Below are 17,748 nucleotides of genomic sequence, written 5' to 3'. Positions count from 1 at the left end.
CCGCCGCTCTCCTAGTTGGTGCGCCGGTTTGGCAGGTGCGGACCGATATGGCCGATGTAGATGCGGCCTGTGTTGCTGGTGTCGTCCAGGAAGTGCAGGCGCGGTGCGGGTGGGCGTCCTGAGCCCAGCCGGATGTGCGCGCCGAAGAACGCCTCCCCGCGGGCAGCGACCTCTGCGGGGACGGGGAAGGTGCGTGCACGCCGGAACCGCGCGTCGCTTCGGACCCGTTCGTATTCGCCGAGCGCGATGATGGAGGGTGCGATGGCGACATCGGGTGCGCCGGAGCGGCAGTAGGCGAGCAGGTCGCACACGGGTTGCCGGTGGCTTCGGGCCTGGGCGTAGGCATGAAGTGTGGACAACGCGTCCCAGGCGCGTCGCCGCCAGGTCGCTGCCTGCGGATAGTGGTCCAGGGCGCAGGCGAGATCCGTGACCAGGGCGTCGAAGTCCAGCAGCGCGAACCGGTCCCGGGCCGCGTCGATGAGTGCACCGAAGTCCGCGGGAACAGGTTCTGGGGTGTCGCGGGCTTGGGGAGTCTGGGAGGCGTCGCTGCTCGCGGCGAGCCGCGCGAGGTGGGCCCGGGCCCGCACGGCGTCGGCGAGTTCTGCTTCGGCCTGCTCCGCCTCGGCGGCGTACTGGTCGGCTTCGGCGTGCGCCGCTTCCCGCTGCCGGGTCAACTCCTCGACGGAGGTGCCGAGTGCGCGGATGCGGTCGCGGGCGGCGGCAAGCTCCTGCTCCATCCGTGCGCCGTGCCCGCGTGCGACGCTCAGCTCGCGTTCGACCTGGTCGAGTCGGCCGGTGCGGTCCTTCAACAGCCGCTGGACCTGGGCCAGTTCCATGGCCAGCGCCGTGTTGCGGTCCCGCAGCAGTTGCAGCCGGTCGGGTGCGGCAGGGACCCTCAGGCGCCTGCCGGGCTCCAGCAGCGCGGCCGCGTCGGCCGCCAGCCCGGCCGGGGCCGTGGCAGCTCGTGCCCGCAGCGCCCGGTCCACCAGCCGGGCCACAGCGCTCGGGCTCGCTATCTGCCCTTTGCGCAGGGTCTGGTCGCCGATGGGGTCGGTGGCCGGCGCGAACCAGCGCGCGCCCGAAGGAGGGATGCGCCGATCCGGAAGGTGCTCGGCCAGCCTCTGCTGCCCCTCCTCACTGACCAGGATGAGGTCGACCAAGCCCGGCCACAGCAGGATCGTCGACTCGGCGAGCATGGTCCCGGTCAGGGTTCCGGCCTTTTCGGCGGCGGTGATCAGCAGGCCTTCGGCTCGGTCGGGTGCTGTGAGGCGGGCCAGCAACTCCCGCAGGTGCTCGGGCGACATCCTTTCGACGGGCATGACGTGCACGGGGGGGCAGTGCGGGCGGCGATCCCAGCATCACCTTGACCAGCGCGGCGGTGTCGCCGAGCTGGTCGTCGATGTCTTCACCCGTCAGGCCCGCCCATAGCACCGGGGAGAGCACCTGGTGGGTCCAGCGGTGCTCGGCTTCGGCGACCAGCGCCCACTCGCATCTCATCACCGAGCCGTCCCACCCGATCCGGGGGCGCGGCAGATCCCGCAGCATCAAGGCGGCCCGGATCTCGCCGCCGCCCTCGCCGGCCCAGGTCGCGACCGTGCCCGCGACCACCACCGGGATCGGATCGCCGAACGGGTCGTCGGGGTCGGCGAGGGCGCCGTCGGCGACTTCCCAGCCTCCGTGCAGCCGTACAGCGTGTTGCGCTGCCCGGCCGGTGATGTCGGCCGCGAGCCGCCGGACCGGCGGGGCGCCGCCGCCGGCGACCACCCCGGCAGAACCGCCCGGGGCCGCGCCTTCGGGGCGAAGTTCCCAGGGTCGGCCTCTTACTCCTCTGTTCTGGGCAGCAGGGCGTCGGCGCCGCGAGCCCGCAGCAGGTCGGCGAGCCCAGCGCCGAGCATCTCAGGAGTTTCACACAGCCCGGCGGTTCGGGAGGCGCGGACCTGGTGGCGGCCGTCGAGACTGGTGACGCTCCCGGCGAGACGCAGGCCCGCGGACGTGTGCTCGGCGTAGGCGCCGATCGGCAGAGTGCACCCTCCCCGCAATGCGTGCATCATCGCGCGTTCCGCGCGGACCGCGACGTCGGTGATGGCATCTCCCGCCTGCGACAGCTCGGCCAAAAGACCCTGGTCCTCGCGGCGGACCTGGATCGCAAGCGCGCCCTGGCCGGGATCAGGCAGGAAGTCCTCGGCGGGCAGCCGCTGGGTGGCGGAGTCCGCCAGGCCGAGGCGGTCCAGCCCCGCAGCGGCCAGCATCACCGCGTCCAAGGTCCCACCGTGGGCACGAGCGCGCGCCAGCCTCGGCGGCACGTTCCCCCGGATCGCGACGATGCGCACATCGGGCCGCAGCGCCCGCAACTGCGCCGCGCGGCGCGCTGCGCTGGTGCCGACCCGGGCCCCTGGCGGCAACGTCTCCAGCGTCGCGCCGCACAGCGCGTCGCGGACATCGCCCCGCGGCGGAGTGACCGCCAACACCAGGTCCGGATGCCCACCCGCCGCAAGGTCCTTGGCCGAGTGCACCGCCACGTCGACACGGCCCTCCAGCAGCGCCTGCTCCAGCGCGCCCGAGAACGCCCCGCCCCCCGCGAGCTGCCCCAGCGGCCGGCGGCGGTCGCGGTCACCGGCCGTCATCACCGTCAGCGTCCGCACCGGCCTGTGATACCTCAGCCGCGCGCGGAACTCGGCCACCATCGCGCGTGCCAGCAGGCTCCCCCGCGAGCCGATCACCAGCTCCCGCATCCGCGGCCCTGCTGCCATACCGCCGATAGTAGAGAAGCCCCGGCCACACCATGACCGGACCCGCCGCAACCCACCGATCATCTTCGATGACCACCCTTGGCTCCGTGACAGGCCAGAGGTCGCTGGGCCCCGCCTGATCAGGCTGTCGAGAACTTGGCCTGCCCACCTTAGGGTCGTGAGCCCGGATCCCGCCTGCAGGGGCCAATGCCGGATCTATCCGCCCTCCGGAGAGGCCATTGGGCACTCTGCGCTCGCTCGTCCAGATGAGGCGCGGAAATTATAGGTGTAAATGATTCACCCCGGTGAGCGAGGTTGCAGTACACCAAATTTGTTCGGAGCGTTTCCGCTGACAGGGCCTATGACACTGCGCTCGCTAACATAAGCGCTGGACAGGGAAACGGTAGGGAAGTCCTGGTCGCGGAGGAGCGCCGAAGCGCGGTTGGGACAATCGTTCGCCCTCGTGCTCTCGCCGCGGAGGCGCCTGGCGGGAAGTCCGGTGGCAGGCAGGAGGCGGGTCCAGGAGGCATGTGCAATCACTCGCAACTGGGCCGAGGCTGAGATGCGGTCGCGGCATTACCCGCCATGAGTTGGGCGTCAGCGGGCACTCCCCCGACATCCTCAAGTTCTCTGCACAACCGACTCGACGCTACGGATCTCCAATGCAAAGGACCGCGCTTTTTGAGTTCTCTGCGCACGAAGCGCCCAGAGGCAACAGCGTAGCGGGTTTCGGCAACACCGAAAGGAAATGCAGTGAATACAGGAAAGCGGCGCATTTTGCATGTGTTGCCGGTTGCGGCTCCTCCGCACGCATGGAAGGAGTTCGCGAAGCAACTTCCGGCAGAAGTCATCGACGAAGACTTCGAGGTGGAGTTCTCCGCACCGGCCCGAGGACCCGGCAACATGATCGACAGCGACTATGAGCGCACGATCAGTGACCTTGCCGTCCTGGCTGCCGCCGAGAAGGCCGAAGAACAGGGCTACGCCGGCGTCGTAGTGAACAGCATGAGCGACAGCGGGCTCTCCGCGCTGCGTTCACGACTGGAAATTCCTGTCGTTGGTGCCGGCCAGGCATCCATGGCGCTGGCGTCCTGTCTGGGCAGCCGCATCGGCGTCGTGACCATGTGGCGGCCCTGGCATGCCCTGTATCCCGCGGCCGCCGCTGCGGCCGGGCTCCGCGAGCGGCTGGTCAGCATCCGCGACATCGACACCCGCCCCGATGCCGAAGAGCTCCTCGCCGACCGCGAAACCATTTATCCGAAGCTACTGGACGCCTGCGTGAAGGCGGTCGAGGACGACGGCGCTGACGTGCTGATCTTGGGGAGCACTACCATCCATCCCGCCTACCGGTATCTCGCCGAGCAGCTCGATGTTCCGCTCATCAACCCGGGCATCGCCGCGCAGCAGCTCGCCCAGCAACTGGCGCGCGCCGGACTGTCGCATTCACGGCGCGCCTACCCCGCCCCCGCAAAGCCCGACGGCGACCTCCTGACTGCTTTCACGGCGCTCATATAGCCGAAGTTGGCAACGCCACCGTTAAGCGCCCGCACCGGCTACACCGCTGAGGAAACCAGCAGTCCAGGTTCCCCTGGCGAAGTTCGGGTTCCGCCGCCGGCCTGTCTGCGCCGCGACTGGAACCAACGGCGTCGTCCGTGCCCACCGGGGTTCGCCCTGACGCGCGGGTGCCCCCGGGGATGCGCGATGGTGGCCCGCCCGGCCCGCCAGCGGCGGGGATTTCTGCCTTAACCGCGGCGCGGTAGCCGTGGTCGGTGCCCAAGGCGCTGACAACGTCCTCGCGGAGCGGCCGGACAGAAATCGTTCTGTTTGGTTTAATGAGATCATCTGATCGGACTGGACAACTCGGATCGGTGCCTGATGGCGTCGCATTCGCCGGGTGTGTGAGACTAGAGAGGTTTCCCCGCATGGCACAGAAGGTCGAAGTCCTTCTCGTAGACGACATCGACGGTGGAGAGGCTCACGAGACCATCGCCTTTTCCATCGACGGCACGTCTTACGAGATCGACCTGAGCAAGAAGAACGCCGCCAAGCTCCGCAGCGGCCTGGAGCCGTTCGTGGCCGGCGCCCGCAAGGCCCGCAAGCCCACCGGCCGGGGGCGCGGCGCGCGCACCGCGGGCAGCCGCGAGCGCTCCGCCGAGATCCGAGAGTGGGCGAAGAACAACGGCATCAAGGTCAACGAGCGCGGCCGCATCCCCGCCAACGTGATCGAAAAGTACGAGGCCAGCAACTAGGACCCGCCCCCGGGCCCCTCCCCCCGCAGGGCACAAGCGTGCGGCGGGGCCTTCATGGTCTGCATGTGCCCGTCATGCCGACCTTGGCGTCGCGTCAGCTCGCAGTTCGCCGCGATGTGATGCGCCGGTCAGGTGTTGCCGGGCCGGACGAACCAGCGGTCGATCTCGGCGCGGATCTGGGCGGGTGTCGGGGCTTGGACGGGGGCGGAGCGGGGGCCGGACTTGATGCGTAGAGACGCCTCGGGCGGTAGCCATTCGGAGTGGAAGGCGAATGACCGTAGTTTCCAGGTTGCTGCGCTCTTGGTGATGCGCAGCCAGATGGGTGAGGCGCGCCGCGAGGGTGTTCCGTTGACAACCACCTCGGCGGTGGCCGATCGGGTCCGGCCGCCCGGGCCGTGATTGTCGTGGTAGGGGATGGGCAGGCCGAGCGCTCCGGCCAGGAGGGGGCCTTGGGGGTGTCCTCCGCTGAGGAAGGGGTCGGCGACGGTGTCGTAGGTGGCGGTGTGGTGGGTGCCGGGATGCTTGCGGTCGCCGCCGTGGCGGAAATTGCGCCACCACTGCCCGGCTTCGGCCAGGGCGTCTCCGGCGGTGCCGGTGCAGAGTTCGTCGTCGGGGCCAAGGGTGTAGTGGCCCTCGGCGAAGCAGGGGTAGCGGGGTGGTGTGTCGGTGGTCGGCGGGGTGCGTGGTGTGATGTCCAGGTCGGTGAGGACCTGCTGGACGCTGTGCAGAACCTCGGGCAGGTCGTCGGTGGAGTTGCGGCTCAGCCAGGACGGGTCGAAGTGGCGCCCCTCCAACTCGGGTGCGGTGGTGATGGCGAGGGTGCCCAGCCCCCGGCGGGTACGGGCGCCGAGGCCGCCGAAGGTCCGCAGGCCCCACAGCGCTGCGAGGAACAGGTCGGCGTGGACGGGGTCGCCGGTGTTCTTGACGCGGAGCGCGACGGTGGTGCCCTCGCGCAGGTAGCGGGAAGGTGGGGAGCCGAGCAGTCCGGGCCCCAGTAGGTATTTGGTGTAGAAGTCGGCGTGCTGGAGCGGGTAGCCGGTGAGGTTGATGCGGGCGCCGCGCAGGTGGATGGGTGAGGGACCGCCGGAGGTGCCGGTGCGGGCGGCGCCGAAGACCTTCGACTCCACGCTGAGCAGGGCGTCGAGGTCGTTGCCGATGTGGGCTCCGGCGAGGGCGCGTAGCCATTGGGCGAGGGCGCCGCGCAGGCTGGGTACGGGGAGGGGGATGGTCTGGCGGGCTCCGTTCGGGCCGACGGCCTCGGGTGGGAAGGTGCCCAGGAAGGTCGGGGTGATGATGCGGAGCGTCATCTCGTGCCATCGGGGTGCAGTCATGTCATCCTCCACGTCGCCAGGACACGTGGGCCAGGGGTGCGGTGGCGGGCTGGTCGTCCCAGATGATCTGGAGGAAGACGCCGACGGCGAAGCTCCAGGCGGCGGCGAGGGCGAGCAGGGCTCCGGCGGGCAGTGCCTGCCCTTGGCAGCCGGTCTGGGCGAACCAGCAGGCGATGGACAGCGGGGCCGGTTCGCCGGGCTTGCCGTCGGGATTCTCGGCGAAGACCGGGAGCAGGAACCGCAGCCCGATGAGGCCGGTCCAGAAGGCGTGGGCGAGGCCGAGCAGCCCGACGCCCAGGGGGCGGCGGGCCAGGTGGGATCCGGTGATGCCGTGGTTGGCGGCCTCGATGTAGAGGTAGCCGATGCCTGTGGCGGCGATGACGGCGGCCGCCGTGACGGCTCGGCCGGTTTCGCCGGGGCCGCCGCGCCACCAGTCGGGCGCGAACGCGGCCAGCGACACCAGGCCGATCGCCGCCCCGGCGGGTTGGCGCAGCAGCCATGGCCAGGCGGCGGCGCGGTCGAGCACGGTCGCTGCCGCGACGAGGGCGTATCCGGCGGTCGCTGCCCAGGCGGCGGCGGTGAACCCCCAGGTGTGCCGGGTGGTGGCGGCCAGGACGAACAGGATCGCCGAGGCCGCCATGGCCGCCGCGGCGGTGAGGGTGGCGGCCCTGGCCGGGGTGCCCAGTAGCCGCCATGTCGTCCGGGCCGATGGCCCCCAGGCGAAGCGTGGCAGCAAGTGGCGTCGCACGAGGTGGCCGGTGACGGCGCGGTCGACCGCCCGCGCGTCCCGTTCGCGGTGAGGAGCGGCGGGGGCGCCGGTCGCGTGAGCGGCGGTGGAGGGCCTGATGGAGACGGAGGCGAGGTGGAGCAGGTCGGTTTCGAGGTTCTGGAGGCGGGCGGCCAGGTGGGGGTGGTCGTCGCGGGCGTCCAGGACGGCGGCCCAGTCGTCGCGGGCCTGCTGGGCGAGGGTGAGCAGGCGTTGGCCTGCGCGGGGGTCGGTGCCGGCACCGTCCTCCAGCCGACGCCGGTCGGCGGGGTCGATGGTGAGGGCGGTGGGTGGATCGCCGTCGAGGACGGGAGGCGGCGTGAACGGTGCCGACAGCAGCACCCAGCGGATGCGGGCCAGGTCCGTGATGGCGACCTGGCGGCCGTAGGGGGCAAGTCCCGGCGCGGCTTCGGCCGCGGCCAGGTGGAAGGCCGCTTCGTAGAGTTCGACCAGGGTGGACCAGCCGGAGGTGTTGAGCAGGTCGGGGGTGAGCCGTTCGACGAGGTCGCCCGGATGGTAGGCCAGCACCTGGAGCAGGCCGGGATCGGCGGCGGTGATCGCCTCGCGCCATCCGGCGGTCCGTGCCGCTGAGGAGGTTCGGCCCTGCAGGTGGCTGCTGGCGGCCAGGAGTTCTCCGGCCACCAGGTCGGCGTCGGCTGCGCCGGGTGGCGTGCCGGGCAGCCGGAGGGAGCGGGCGAGCCGCGCCGCCTGGGCCAGGAACAGGGTGTCGTGGCTCATCCGGTGTCCGAGACCGAGCGGTACACCGGTTCGCCGAGGACGGCCAGGTAGGCGTATCCGAACGCGTTGAGTTCGGGGGTGCGGCCCTGTGCCTGCCATGCGGCGCCTCGCAGGCGCGGATGCCCTGGAGCCCGATGCTCGCGCACCAGCGCCAGCTCGGTGCGCATGTCGTCGATCGCCTCGGCGGAGAAGCGGCGCAGCTCGATGCGGTGAGCATCGGCGGTTACGCCCGCCTCCTCGTAGACGTAGCGGGCCGTGATCCGGTCGGGGGCCAGGGAGTACAGCAGTTCGGCCATGGCCATGGTGTGCAGCAGGGTGGCCTTGTATCCGCCGGTGAGGTGCACCTGCACGTCCTGGCCGGTGTCGAACGCGGCACGCAGTACGTGGCCCATCCCGGCGATCGCCGGGATGAACCCGTTGCGCGGGTGGCCTGGGTCCAGTCCCCTCAGCCGCACGATCGACACCGGGCCGGTGACGAAGCGGGGATCGGCCGCCGCGTCCTTCAGCTCCGCGGGCGTACTGGTGTAGGTGACGCCCGGCAGATGGGGGCCGGTGATGTGCTGTGCGACGCACAGCGCGGCGGCGATGCCCAGCCCGGTGTCGGAGGCCACCAGGGTGATGGTGTGCCCGCCGGCCGCCAGGTCGCTCAGCCGTCCGGTGGTGGAGGCGGTCAGGGTGTGGGTCTCGGCCGACAGCAGCCGCGGGTCCCACGCGCCCAGGCGTTCGTCCTCGACGTCGGCGGCGAGGGCGTCGGCCCACCAGCCGGTGACGGCGTCGTCGGCCAGGGCCGGTAGGGCATTGCTCTGCCCCTCGAGGAGTTCGGCCAGGTCCGGGGCGGTGCTGTCCAGCGGGCCCTTCCGGGTGCGCAGGCCGTCCAGCAGCGAGACACCGCAGGGCACGACGTAGACGGTCACGGCACCTGCACCTCGGCGTCCATGTAGCCGTATCCGGCCGAGGTCTTGGCGCCGACGCCGATCTCGTCGACGGCCTCGGCCAGCAGTGCGCTCATCTGCTCGACGTCGGGTTCGGGGCCGGTCAGGTGGGTGACGAACGTGCCGGCCTCGACGACCAGGAAGGGGATGGGGACGGGATTGAGATGTTCGGCGGGTGCGGCGGGCGGGTGGTCGCCGGGGGCGCGGTAGGCGCGGGCGTGGGGGGTGAGGACGTGTTCGGTGACGGTGACGCCATCCGGACCCGGTAGCGCGTCCAGCACCGTTACCGCGCCCTGCACGGCCTCCCCCTTCCGGCCGGGCCGGGGGCCGCCGAACAGGTGGACCAGCTCCGCCTCGTCCCATCCCGATACGTCACGGGCGAAGGCGCAAGCGACGCCCTTGAGGGTGGTGCCCGGGATCATCGGCCATCCGTAGGTGCCGTGCAGTGTGATCCCGACGTTGCGGATGCCCGCGTCGCCGGTGCCGGTGATCATCGCTCCCTGCGCCTGCAACCCGACGGTGCGGACGTGCAGGCCCGCCGCCCGGGCCAGTGCGCGGACGGCCGCGCCCCGACGCCGCTGGACGGCCTCCAGCGACCGGAGGGCACGCGGGTCCCCCGGTGGATGCTGCCCGAGGGAGGTCGCCAGCGCCCAATGGCGGATCGGCCTGTCATCGAGGGTGTCGGACCCGTCCCCGCCCAGCACGGCCGTGCGCAGCAGGACCAGCCGGGCGTTGGCGGTGCCCAGCGTCCTCCCGCGACCGGTCCGCGGGAGGAGCTCCAGCCGGTCGTGTTCGCCCTTGCCCACCTCGAAACGTTGCCGCAGTGGCCCCGCGACGACCTCAGCCATGCCCGTCCTCCGGCTCGTCGCGTCCTTCGAGGGCCTCGGTGAGGCGGCGCAGCCACACCGCCAGCAGCTCGGCCCGCTCCGATGCGCGGGCCAGCGCCCCGGCGGGGGTCTGGGCGGGGTCGGCCAAGGCGATGAATAGGGCCGGGGCGTCGGCCGGCGCCTCCGCCCAGCCGAGCCCTTGCCGCACCTCCTCGACCAGGGCCGCCCAAACGGTCTCATAAGCCTCACCCAGCCCACCTTGACCGGTGGACTTGGCGTACAGGAACGCCAGCGTGGCGGGCAGCCCGCCGCTGCGCAGCTGCGCAGGCAGGCCCATGAGGCGGCTGACGATCTCCGGCGTCCAGCCGCCCCGCTGCCGGATGCGGTCGACGATCTGGGAGGCCTGCGCGGCGAGCCCCTGATCCAGCCTGACCAGGCTCACGCCCCCTCCCCCTCTCCGGCTGCGTCGTCGGTGGCGCGGACCAGCCGGCACCACATCAGGCCCTTGCCGACGGTCTCGTCCCCGCCGACCTGCACCACCTGGCCGTCCAGCTGCTCGATCAGAACCTGCAGTTGGGCGGCTTCGCGGGTCTCGACCATCGCGGCCATGAGGGTCTCAGCGGGCAAGTACTCGCTATAGAAGGGGCCGTGCGCGACCGTCTTGGTCATGACCCCCTTCACCTCCTTGCCGAGCTGCACCCGCGCCACCACCGAAGTGCACTCGCGGACCAGCGCCTTGAACAGGTCGGCCGACACCACGTACAGCTGCTTGCCGAGCAGGGCGCGGAAGTACTCGTGTTCGGCGGAGGGCGGCAGCGCCAGCTCGGCGACGGCCCTGGCCCAGTCCCGCACGTTCCTCGATCCCTGCGCCGTGACCTGGTAGGAGCCCAGCACCGCGAGGTGGCGCTGGTCGTCTCCACCCGAGGTCCAGCAGGTGTCGTCGGCGGGATCGTCGGGGACGTCGGCGGGGCCGATCCGTACCCCGGTCAGCGCGGCGCGGCGGGCGAGCCGGGCCCGCACCAGCGGGGACAACGTCCAGGCGAAGGTGTCTACCAGCGTCGGCACCGGGAAGGCCAACACCTGCGCTTCGTGGACCCGGATCGACCCGGGCAGCAACGCCCCGGCCGGTGTGCCCTGCTTGGGGGGTTCGGCACCGAAAATCGCCGTCCAGGTCGCGTGGTCCAGCACCGAACGGGTGTGATCGCGCAACGCGCCCTTGAGGCTCTCGCCCTTGATGATGGGGTACCCGGTACCCACCTCCCGCTGGATGGGCATATCCAGCGCCCCCGATGCGCCGTCACCGCCCGCATGCACCGGGGTCTCGGCGTACAGGAACAGCAAAGCGCGATGTGGTGTCGCCACCATCGTTAGATCACCAACTCCCCGTGAAAGCCCAGCCAAAGCCCACCGTCGCGAACGCCTCCTCCGCCTGCCGCAACGGGCGGTCCTCCAGTGACCGGGCCGCCGCCAGTGCCTGGTTCTCGCCGGGAAAACGCAAGTGGTAGACGCTTCCAGCAGGTACCGCCCACATCAACCTGCCCGCGCGGCGCCCGCCCGTCGACCGGTCCGCGGTGACCGTGGTGATCACCTGTGGTTCGCCCGTCGCGGCGGCGACCAGCTCGCACCCGGGCCAGACCGACAGGTCCGGCCGCCACCCGTCGGCGAACACCGCCGGGGTCGCCAGGTACAGCAGCAACCGGCCATCCTGGGCGGTGGCGGCCGGTGCGGGCAGTTGCGGCGCCGTGGCCATCGTGTGCACCTGCGCGCCGCGTCCCCGGCCGCCGAACGCCACCGTCGGGGCCAGCGCGGCACCCGGACCGTCCAGGCATCGCACGCCGAACCCCGCGCCCGGATCCAACCGCAGATGCTCGGTGGAATAGAGCATCCCCTCCATAGCCCGACCGTCCTGGTCCCCGGCCAGGCCGACTCGCCGCTCGGTCCGCCACGGCGGCGACCACACGATCCTGGACGAGGGTCCACCACCGGCCAGGTAGGTCCCCAGCGCGCGGGTCTCCCACCACCCATCGACCGGATCACCCTCACCGACCAGGCACCCGGACATCCCGGGCAGGTCATGCACCACACCGGGCGGTGCCGACTCCACGCGCAACCTCGTGGGCGACGGTGCGTGCCCGGAAATCCCGTGCCGGGCCCGCTCGGCCGCGTCCTGCTCCATCACCACATCCTGCGGGACCGGCCACAGCAGGCGCTCATGGCGGTTGACCACCAGCGGCCCCATCAACTGCGCAGGCACCTCGATCCCCCGCGCGCTGGCGCGTAACCCGGCACCTGGGGACGCCCCGTAGGCGGCGCCAACGGCGCCCCCCATCGTGGTGGGGCTCGGCAGCACCGTCCGCGCGACCGAGTCCTGCCCGGCGTCGAACGGCCGACCGTCCCGCACGGTAACGGTGTCCAGGGGCTCGAACAGCAGCCATCGTTCGGCGATCACGCCGCACCCGCCTGTGCGTCCGCCGCGCCGCCACGTGCGCCAGCCAGGAACCGGGCCACCAGCACCGCATTTGCCGCATCGATCACGTGCCGTTGCCCGGGCTCGGCGCCGCACAGCGCCGACAGCGCCTGCCCCACGTGCGCCGCCCGATCCCGCGGCACCCCCTGCCGCACCGCCCGCCGCGTCAACTCCCGAGCCCGCCACTCCCGATTCAACTCCGCCAACGCCACCCGATCCTCTTCCAGCCCAGAGGCCAGCCGCCCCGACAACGACCCCGTCAGGTCCGCCGTCAACGACTCCAGATGCGTCACCATCGCCGCGCCAGTGACCGCGTCCCGCCACGGCAGCACCAGCCGTGTCCGCTCACCGCCCCGGTTCATCACCGCCACCCCCAGGCCCGGCCGCCCGCGCCGCTTGGCGTCGGCCAGCAGCCCGCGCGCGGCCTCGATCGCCGACCGCAACGGCCACGAAGCATGGAAAAACACCACGGCGCTACTGGCCGAGGGGCGGGCCAGCAGCCCCCGCAACGCGGCGTCGTCCCCGAGCAGCCCGTTGACTTGCCGGGCCGCCGCCAGCGCCGTGCTCGCGGGCAGTAGCGCCAAAAGGTCGTCACCACCGGTATAGACGACCTGGCCCAGATGCTCGTTATGGATCGCCTCGGCCTGAGCCGCCCCGACCCGCGCGACCGCCGCCGACACCCGCTGATGCCACTTCAGCGGATCCTGCCCCGAGCCGGGGAACCCGCTCAGCGCCTTGCCCATGCGGTCGGCGTCCTGCGCCAGCACCGCCAGATACGGTGTCAACGGCGCCAGACCCGCATCTCGCGCGTACCTTGACAGCGCGGCGGCAGCGGCGGCGCCCGCACCGCACAACGCCGCAGCCGGCTCGGCCCTCAAACCATGGTCACGCCGCAGCCCGCGCGGCTCCCACGTCTCCGGCTTGCACCAGGCGCCCTCCACCTGACACAGCCATGCCAGCACCTCATCCTCGGACCGGGGAAGGCCGGGAATGTTCCCGCCACCGCGTCCCAACGCCGCACGCTCACGGCCACGGCCACGATGAGCCTCGCGCAGAGCCGCCACCTCGTCCCGCAGATAGCCGGCAGCCAGCCACAGATCCCCGTTCTCGGGGGCCGCCGCGATGACCGATGCGCGGAACGGAGCCGACGCGATCGACCACGTGGACGCGAACCGCTCACCCCTTTCCCGCCCGTACCACCGCTTCACGTGCCCCACATGCGACAAGGGCTCGTTCTCACGCAGATTGAAACCCCTAGGCCGCTCCCGCTCAACGACAGCCGCCCACCGACCCGTCAACGCACAAGTCCGCGCCTGCGGCACCGCCATGGCCGGAAAGTCCCGGACCCGCTTCCGAGCCCCCAGCGCCTCCAGAGCAGCCCTCCACTGCTCCCGGTAACCGCCGACATGCGCCGGAACGCAGACCCAACGGAGGGTTGGAAATCCCGCAACCGCAGCGGGCTGCCCCGAAGCGCTGCCAAACGCCTCGGCGGAGAACGACCGCCACAATCTCTCCACCGCGTCCGCCATCGCCGTCCCCAGGGACGCCCCCGTCTCGGCGGGAGTCAAAGCAACGATCCGGTTCGGCACACCCAGCCCAGACCCGCCCGACGGCATCACCAGCACGGCACCCGAGCGTCCCTCGACCACCTGGACCGCAGCCCCGGCCAGTTCCGACATCAACGAGCTACCAGCATGAAGATCAGCAGTGGAACGAGATTCGGAAATGAACCGCTGCACCCCGGCGACCGTGAAGATGACCATGTCCCGGGCAGAAGAAGAAGCGATCTCGCGCTCTTTTTCCGCCACAGCGAGCCCCTCTCGGGTCGACTCCGTCACTCGCCCACGTCAAGGGAGTATCCGAACAGCACGGGCCCCCACCGCAGGCGTCCGTACACTAACACCACCAAGGCGTGTGAACCTGCCAAACTGGGCCTGGCCACTCACGGCCAACCAACCAGACAGGGAGCCTCAAAAGCAATAAACAAACTGCATTCTTCTCGAAACGGGACACCTGTTAAGATTGGCCCGGCTCTGGGGCGCGCTGATCCTGAATCAAATGTCTGCATACTTCTAATGCCCTGGCAGTCAGGTAAAAGCCTTGATGAACGGGTGCGCGCAACGGACATCGACGCCCAAGATCAGAGCCCTGAAGATGCGCTCAGGGTCGCAAACACCAGCCCGCACTCAAGGGCATGGAGACATGGCCGCTGCCAGTTCCGCTCCGGCAGGACGAAGTTGCCGCGGAAACCTGTCCGAATTCGAGGAACTGCAGAAATCGATAGTGTTCTGATGTAGCATGAGCTGCCTCGCGTATTTCGTCACTTGTTTCGTCGGGGTGGTGAGATGGGCTATCTGCTGGACCGTGTAATTCGGGAGCGGTCTCCCCTGGTCCAGCGTGCGGGCGCGGTCCGGCGGGGTGCGTCCGCACGGCCCGACCGGGACCTGCGGCAAGCAGCCTGGGCCGCCTCGCTCCGCACAGACCCCGCCGTGCTGGACATGCTGGTGCTCGCGGTGTTCCGTGTCCGGCGCGGAGTCACCGACCCGTGCCAGGTACCGGACGACCTGCGACGCCGCCACGGCCTGACGCGCCCGGATGCGACCCGCCGGATGGCGCAGGCGTTGAGGGCGCTCCGCTAGGCCAACCCCGCGTCCTTCGCCGCCAACATCGGCGGGCCGCCGCTCGATGTCTCCACTGCGTCGGTGGCAGACCCGCAGGAGCGGCTGGAACCAGCCGTGGACCGGGACGCCGCTCGGGCATCGATGCGCCGCCTGCCTTCGGCCGGACCCGGTGCCTCAACCGTCTGGTGGGCGCTACGGCCACCGACGCACGGGATGGCACCTCCAAGGCCGAGGTCGCGGCACGCACCTTCGGACACATCGACCCGGACATCCCCGGTCCACGCCTTGCCGGACAGCATCCTCAACGCCGATGTGTGGGTATCGCTGCGCTGCGCCGATCTGCTGTTCGGCGCGGTCGACGGCCACGCCCGCGGTGGGCCTCAACGCCCTCGCCGTCCAGTACGCCCGCCCCTACATCGACACCGGCGCGGAGATCACCGCGCACGAATCGACCCACTCGACCTCTCCGGACACGTCGCGACCGTGACGCCGGGCGGCCCCTGCCTCCTGTGCCTGTCCGGCTACAACCCCGCAGCCGCGTCCATGGAACTCGACCCGACCCTCACCGCCGCCAAACGCAGCGCCGGCTACCCGACTGCCCCGCCTGCGGCCCCGACTCACCCCGCGGAGAAGGCGACGCCACGCCCCCACCCCACTTCGCAACACCCTCCCCACCCCCGCACCCCTGACCGACCCGACGCGAACACAAGCGCGCGCCCCGACCATGGGGCCACGCGCTTTCATCTGCTCCGACGCGGTTCTGTTGAGCGCTGCAAGCAGGCGGGGCGAGAACTCAAGAGAGGCACCGCGGCTTCAATCCGATGCAGTCTGTGGGCGCTGCAACTGGAGATCCTATCCGTCCTGGTATTCCTGGCGGTGTTTCACTCCGATGCGGTTTTGTTGACCACCGTGACTGACAACATGAGTTTCCTGAAGGAACCGCCATGTTTCAATTCGATGCGGTTGCCGACCAAGTCTGGATCCTCAACGAGTTTCAATCCGATGCGGTTTTGTGGGGCGTTGCGACATGATGCTCGCCCTGAACCCGCACCTGCGACGGTAGGTTTCAATCCGATGCGGTTTTGTGGGGCGTTGCGACTGCGGAGTGCTACCATGAGCTAAGGTGGCCGGTCGTTTCAATCCGATGCGGTTTTGTGGGGCGTTGCGACAGTACCTCAGATTATGGGGGTCTGACCTGCAGGTTTGCAAGATCATGCGCCAACCTCTCCGGGCGCAATCTTGAAGTGGCCTCAAAGATGATCTTTGGGACACCATCTTCACAGGTCAGGGCAGGTTTGGGGGGTGTGCGCCAACCTCCTGACAATTCTTTGGATCGCCGGAAGGGCGTTCGTCCATCGGTTGTTGGCATGAGAACACGTGAAGGGACCGGCCGGACGACCCGGCTCATGGAACGGCTGGCCAGTGACCGAGTGCTGTGGGCGGCCTGGTCGCGGGTGGCGGCGGGCAGCGGCATGGCCGGGGCGGACGGCGTCACGGCGGAGGTGTTCGGCCGCGAGGTCAGCCCCAGGCAGACGGCGCTGGCGACCCTGTTGCGGGAGCAGAGGTACCGGGCCCAGCCGCTGCGACCGGTCCGGTCGATGCGGCCGGTTCGGACGGTTAGGGGCGACCGCGCGTGAGGGGCGACTCTGCGGTGAGGGTCAGCACGGCCAAGGGGCCATGAAATCAGGCAACACCGTCGGCGACGACCCCTCGCGGCCCGTATGGGCAGGCGCGGACGCGCTGCGCATAGCCATCAGGCGTTGTCATCGGGATCGGGGCAGGAGGTGGCCCATGCCGATGGTGGTGCGGTCGCCGATGCCTGCGTAGGCGGCGAACCGGACGAGTGCGTCCAGGCTTCTCTGCACCTGCGCTGTGGAACGGCGGGTGTCGGCGACGCGGTAGGTGATCGTGCCGATGCTGCCGCGTGCGGGTGCGACGCCGGATTTGAGCAGGTGCTCGGCCATCGTCAGCCGGTAGTCGGCGACTTCGATGTTCCGTGTGATCGCCTGGCCGGTCGCCTCGTCCAGGGCCGCCTCGGGGGCGAAGGCGTTCCACTTGCGGTGGAGGTCGGCGAAGACCCATTCGGGTTCGGGGAACGGACGGATACGTCGCGCGCCCTCCTCACGGGCGGTGAAGAATGCGACGGGTGTGGCGATCCGCAGCGTCCACCGGTCGGCGGGACGCGCACCGGTCGCCAGGCCGGGGAACGACTCGGCCCCGCCGATCCCGACGGCCGCGAGCCGATACACGCACCGTGCCACCCGCACGTTCTGCGTGGCCGCCAGTGCCTGCAGGATGGGCGCGGTCAGCGAGTCGACGAGGACTCCCACCTCGAATCGCACCTTGCCGCTGGACGCATCGGCCCGCTGGTTCCGCTCGTCCAGCAGGGGGGTGAGGGAAAACGGTTTCGGCGGCCGCGTCTCGTGGAGAGCGGACGACAGGTCGGCTTCGCCGAAGTCGCGAAGTGCGGCCAGGAGGGCCGCGTTGACCGCCGGGCCGGTGTGCGGCGGCGGGACGGGCGGGCGCGCACCGGCCGGCTCGAGGTTGACGATGATGCGAGCGGGCATGCGTGCCTCGGCCTTCGTCTCGTCGGGGTCTGACTGAACCCTAGTGAGGTCGCGGTGCGCCGGTCAGTCCGCGACCCAGGCCGGCCGGACGAGCGGCGGCCCCGCCGGGACGGTCCGGACCTCGCGCGCGCACGCCGGGCAGGGCGCGTAGATACGGAGCCGGTCGGCGAGGGCCAGCAGCCCTTCGAGCGCGGCGGCGGCGCGGTGGCCGTCCAGGCCGGCCACGTCGGGGATCAGCCAGCCGCTCTGCTGGAAGCGGTCGGCGACCTCGTCCAGCGCGGCGCGCAGCCGGTCGCGGCGGCTGTCGTCGAACACGTCGTAGCAGACCAGCACCGGCCCGTTCACGGCACGACCCACCCGAGCGGGCTGACCCGCTCGGCCGTCCCGCCGCGATGTGCCGCCCGGCACCGGGGGCAGTTCGGCAGGGCCAGCAGGTGGTCGCCCGGCCGTAGATGCTCGCTCGCCTGCTTGACGATGTCGTCCAGTTCGGCGGCGTCGGCGCCGATCTCGTAGACGGTGAA

At 70.8% G+C, this 17,748-nt stretch carries 18 protein-coding genes; 5 read left to right on the top strand and 13 right to left on the bottom strand.

Annotated elements, in window-relative coordinates; translation table 11 throughout:
• Positions 1–11: 11 nt before the first annotated feature.
• Positions 12–1,319 carry a hypothetical protein gene (locus AB0H37_RS42320; RefSeq protein ID WP_360618288.1) on the bottom strand — a complete coding sequence of 436 codons (1,308 nt, stop codon included), beginning with the start codon at positions 1,317–1,319 and terminating at the stop codon, positions 12–14.
• A 501-nt stretch (positions 1,320–1,820) separates the two neighbouring features.
• Positions 1,821–2,750 carry a hydroxymethylbilane synthase gene (gene hemC / locus AB0H37_RS42315; protein WP_360618287.1) on the bottom strand — a complete coding sequence of 310 codons (930 nt, stop codon included), beginning with the start codon at positions 2,748–2,750 and terminating at the stop codon, positions 1,821–1,823.
• A 732-nt stretch (positions 2,751–3,482) separates the two neighbouring features.
• Here hemC and AB0H37_RS42310 point away from each other — a divergent pair.
• Together AB0H37_RS42310 and AB0H37_RS42305 are read left to right on the top strand one after the other, a co-directional pair.
• Entirely contained in the window at positions 3,483–4,244 is a 762-nt protein-coding gene (locus AB0H37_RS42310) for an aspartate/glutamate racemase family protein (RefSeq protein WP_360618286.1), read from the top strand.
• A gap of 407 nt (positions 4,245–4,651) precedes the next feature.
• Complete coding sequence (locus tag AB0H37_RS42305) at positions 4,652–4,978, top strand: Lsr2 family protein (protein ID WP_360618285.1); 327 nt, start codon at positions 4,652–4,654, stop codon at positions 4,976–4,978.
• A 128-nt stretch (positions 4,979–5,106) separates the two neighbouring features.
• On the opposite strand, the gene AB0H37_RS42300 is transcribed toward AB0H37_RS42305, so the two are convergent.
• Genes AB0H37_RS42300 through cas10 form a run of 8 tightly spaced genes read right to left on the bottom strand, consistent with a single transcriptional unit; the run spans position 5,107 to position 13,847 of the window.
• Positions 5,107–6,309 (bottom strand): RAMP superfamily CRISPR-associated protein, encoded by a 1,203-nt coding sequence (locus AB0H37_RS42300; protein WP_360618284.1) that lies wholly within the window; start codon positions 6,307–6,309, stop codon positions 5,107–5,109.
• Position 6,310: 1 nt separating this feature from the next.
• Positions 6,311–7,813, bottom strand: coding sequence for a hypothetical protein (locus tag AB0H37_RS42295; protein ID WP_360618283.1), 1,503 nt, complete (start codon positions 7,811–7,813; stop codon positions 6,311–6,313).
• Positions 7,810–8,727, bottom strand: a complete 918-nt coding sequence (locus tag AB0H37_RS42290) for a hypothetical protein (RefSeq protein ID WP_360618282.1) — start codon at positions 8,725–8,727, stop codon at positions 7,810–7,812. The genes AB0H37_RS42295 and AB0H37_RS42290 overlap by 4 nt, the downstream gene beginning before the upstream one ends.
• Positions 8,724–9,593 (bottom strand): type III-B CRISPR module RAMP protein Cmr6, encoded by an 870-nt coding sequence (gene cmr6 / locus AB0H37_RS42285; protein ID WP_360618281.1) that lies wholly within the window; start codon positions 9,591–9,593, stop codon positions 8,724–8,726. Before cmr6 ends, AB0H37_RS42290 begins: the two co-directional genes overlap by 4 nt.
• Complete coding sequence (locus AB0H37_RS42280; RefSeq protein WP_360618280.1) at positions 9,586–10,014, bottom strand: type III-B CRISPR module-associated protein Cmr5; 429 nt, start codon at positions 10,012–10,014, stop codon at positions 9,586–9,588. Before AB0H37_RS42280 ends, cmr6 begins: the two co-directional genes overlap by 8 nt.
• Positions 10,011–10,937, bottom strand: coding sequence for a type III-B CRISPR module RAMP protein Cmr4 (gene cmr4, locus AB0H37_RS42275; RefSeq protein ID WP_360618279.1), 927 nt, complete (start codon positions 10,935–10,937; stop codon positions 10,011–10,013). Before cmr4 ends, AB0H37_RS42280 begins: the two co-directional genes overlap by 4 nt.
• Before the next feature lie 7 nt (positions 10,938–10,944).
• Complete coding sequence (locus AB0H37_RS42270; protein WP_360618278.1) at positions 10,945–12,021, bottom strand: type III-B CRISPR module-associated Cmr3 family protein; 1,077 nt, start codon at positions 12,019–12,021, stop codon at positions 10,945–10,947.
• Positions 12,018–13,847, bottom strand: coding sequence for a type III-B CRISPR-associated protein Cas10/Cmr2 (gene cas10, locus AB0H37_RS42265; protein WP_360618277.1), 1,830 nt, complete (start codon positions 13,845–13,847; stop codon positions 12,018–12,020). Before cas10 ends, AB0H37_RS42270 begins: the two co-directional genes overlap by 4 nt.
• Before the next feature lie 537 nt (positions 13,848–14,384).
• On the opposite strand from cas10, the gene AB0H37_RS42260 reads away from it, so the two are divergent.
• The 3 genes from AB0H37_RS42260 (at position 14,385) to AB0H37_RS42250 (ending at position 16,297) form a co-directional block, all read left to right on the top strand.
• A complete protein-coding gene (locus tag AB0H37_RS42260; protein WP_360618276.1) occupies positions 14,385–14,678 on the top strand; it encodes a hypothetical protein in 294 nt (97 codons plus the stop codon).
• A 292-nt stretch (positions 14,679–14,970) separates the two neighbouring features.
• Entirely contained in the window at positions 14,971–15,147 is a 177-nt protein-coding gene (locus tag AB0H37_RS42255) for a hypothetical protein (protein ID WP_360618275.1), read from the top strand.
• 880 nt (positions 15,148–16,027) lie between these two features.
• Complete coding sequence (locus AB0H37_RS42250; protein WP_360618274.1) at positions 16,028–16,297, top strand: hypothetical protein; 270 nt, start codon at positions 16,028–16,030, stop codon at positions 16,295–16,297.
• Positions 16,298–16,423: 126 nt separating this feature from the next.
• Here AB0H37_RS42250 and cas6 read toward each other — a convergent pair whose 3' ends face one another.
• The 3 genes from cas6 to AB0H37_RS42235 all read right to left on the bottom strand — a co-directional run.
• The gene (gene cas6, locus AB0H37_RS42245; protein ID WP_360618273.1) at positions 16,424–17,227 is read right to left on the bottom strand and encodes a CRISPR-associated endoribonuclease Cas6; all 804 of its coding nucleotides are present in this window, start codon (positions 17,225–17,227) and stop codon (positions 16,424–16,426) included.
• 63 nt (positions 17,228–17,290) lie between these two features.
• On the bottom strand, positions 17,291–17,572 hold the full coding sequence (locus tag AB0H37_RS42240) for a hypothetical protein (protein ID WP_360618272.1): 282 nt from the start codon (positions 17,570–17,572) through the stop codon (positions 17,291–17,293).
• On the bottom strand, positions 17,569–17,748 hold a 180-nt coding region (locus tag AB0H37_RS42235), incomplete at its 5' end, for a hypothetical protein (protein ID WP_360618270.1). The genes AB0H37_RS42240 and AB0H37_RS42235, both read right to left, overlap by 4 nt.

It is taken from the genome of Actinomadura sp. NPDC023710, from assembly GCF_040639875.1.
Classification (GTDB): domain Bacteria; phylum Actinomycetota; class Actinomycetes; order Streptosporangiales; family Streptosporangiaceae; genus Spirillospora; species Spirillospora citrea.
The sequence above is the reverse complement of the archived record's forward strand: the minus strand, read 5'-3'. Positions and strand labels throughout refer to the sequence as shown.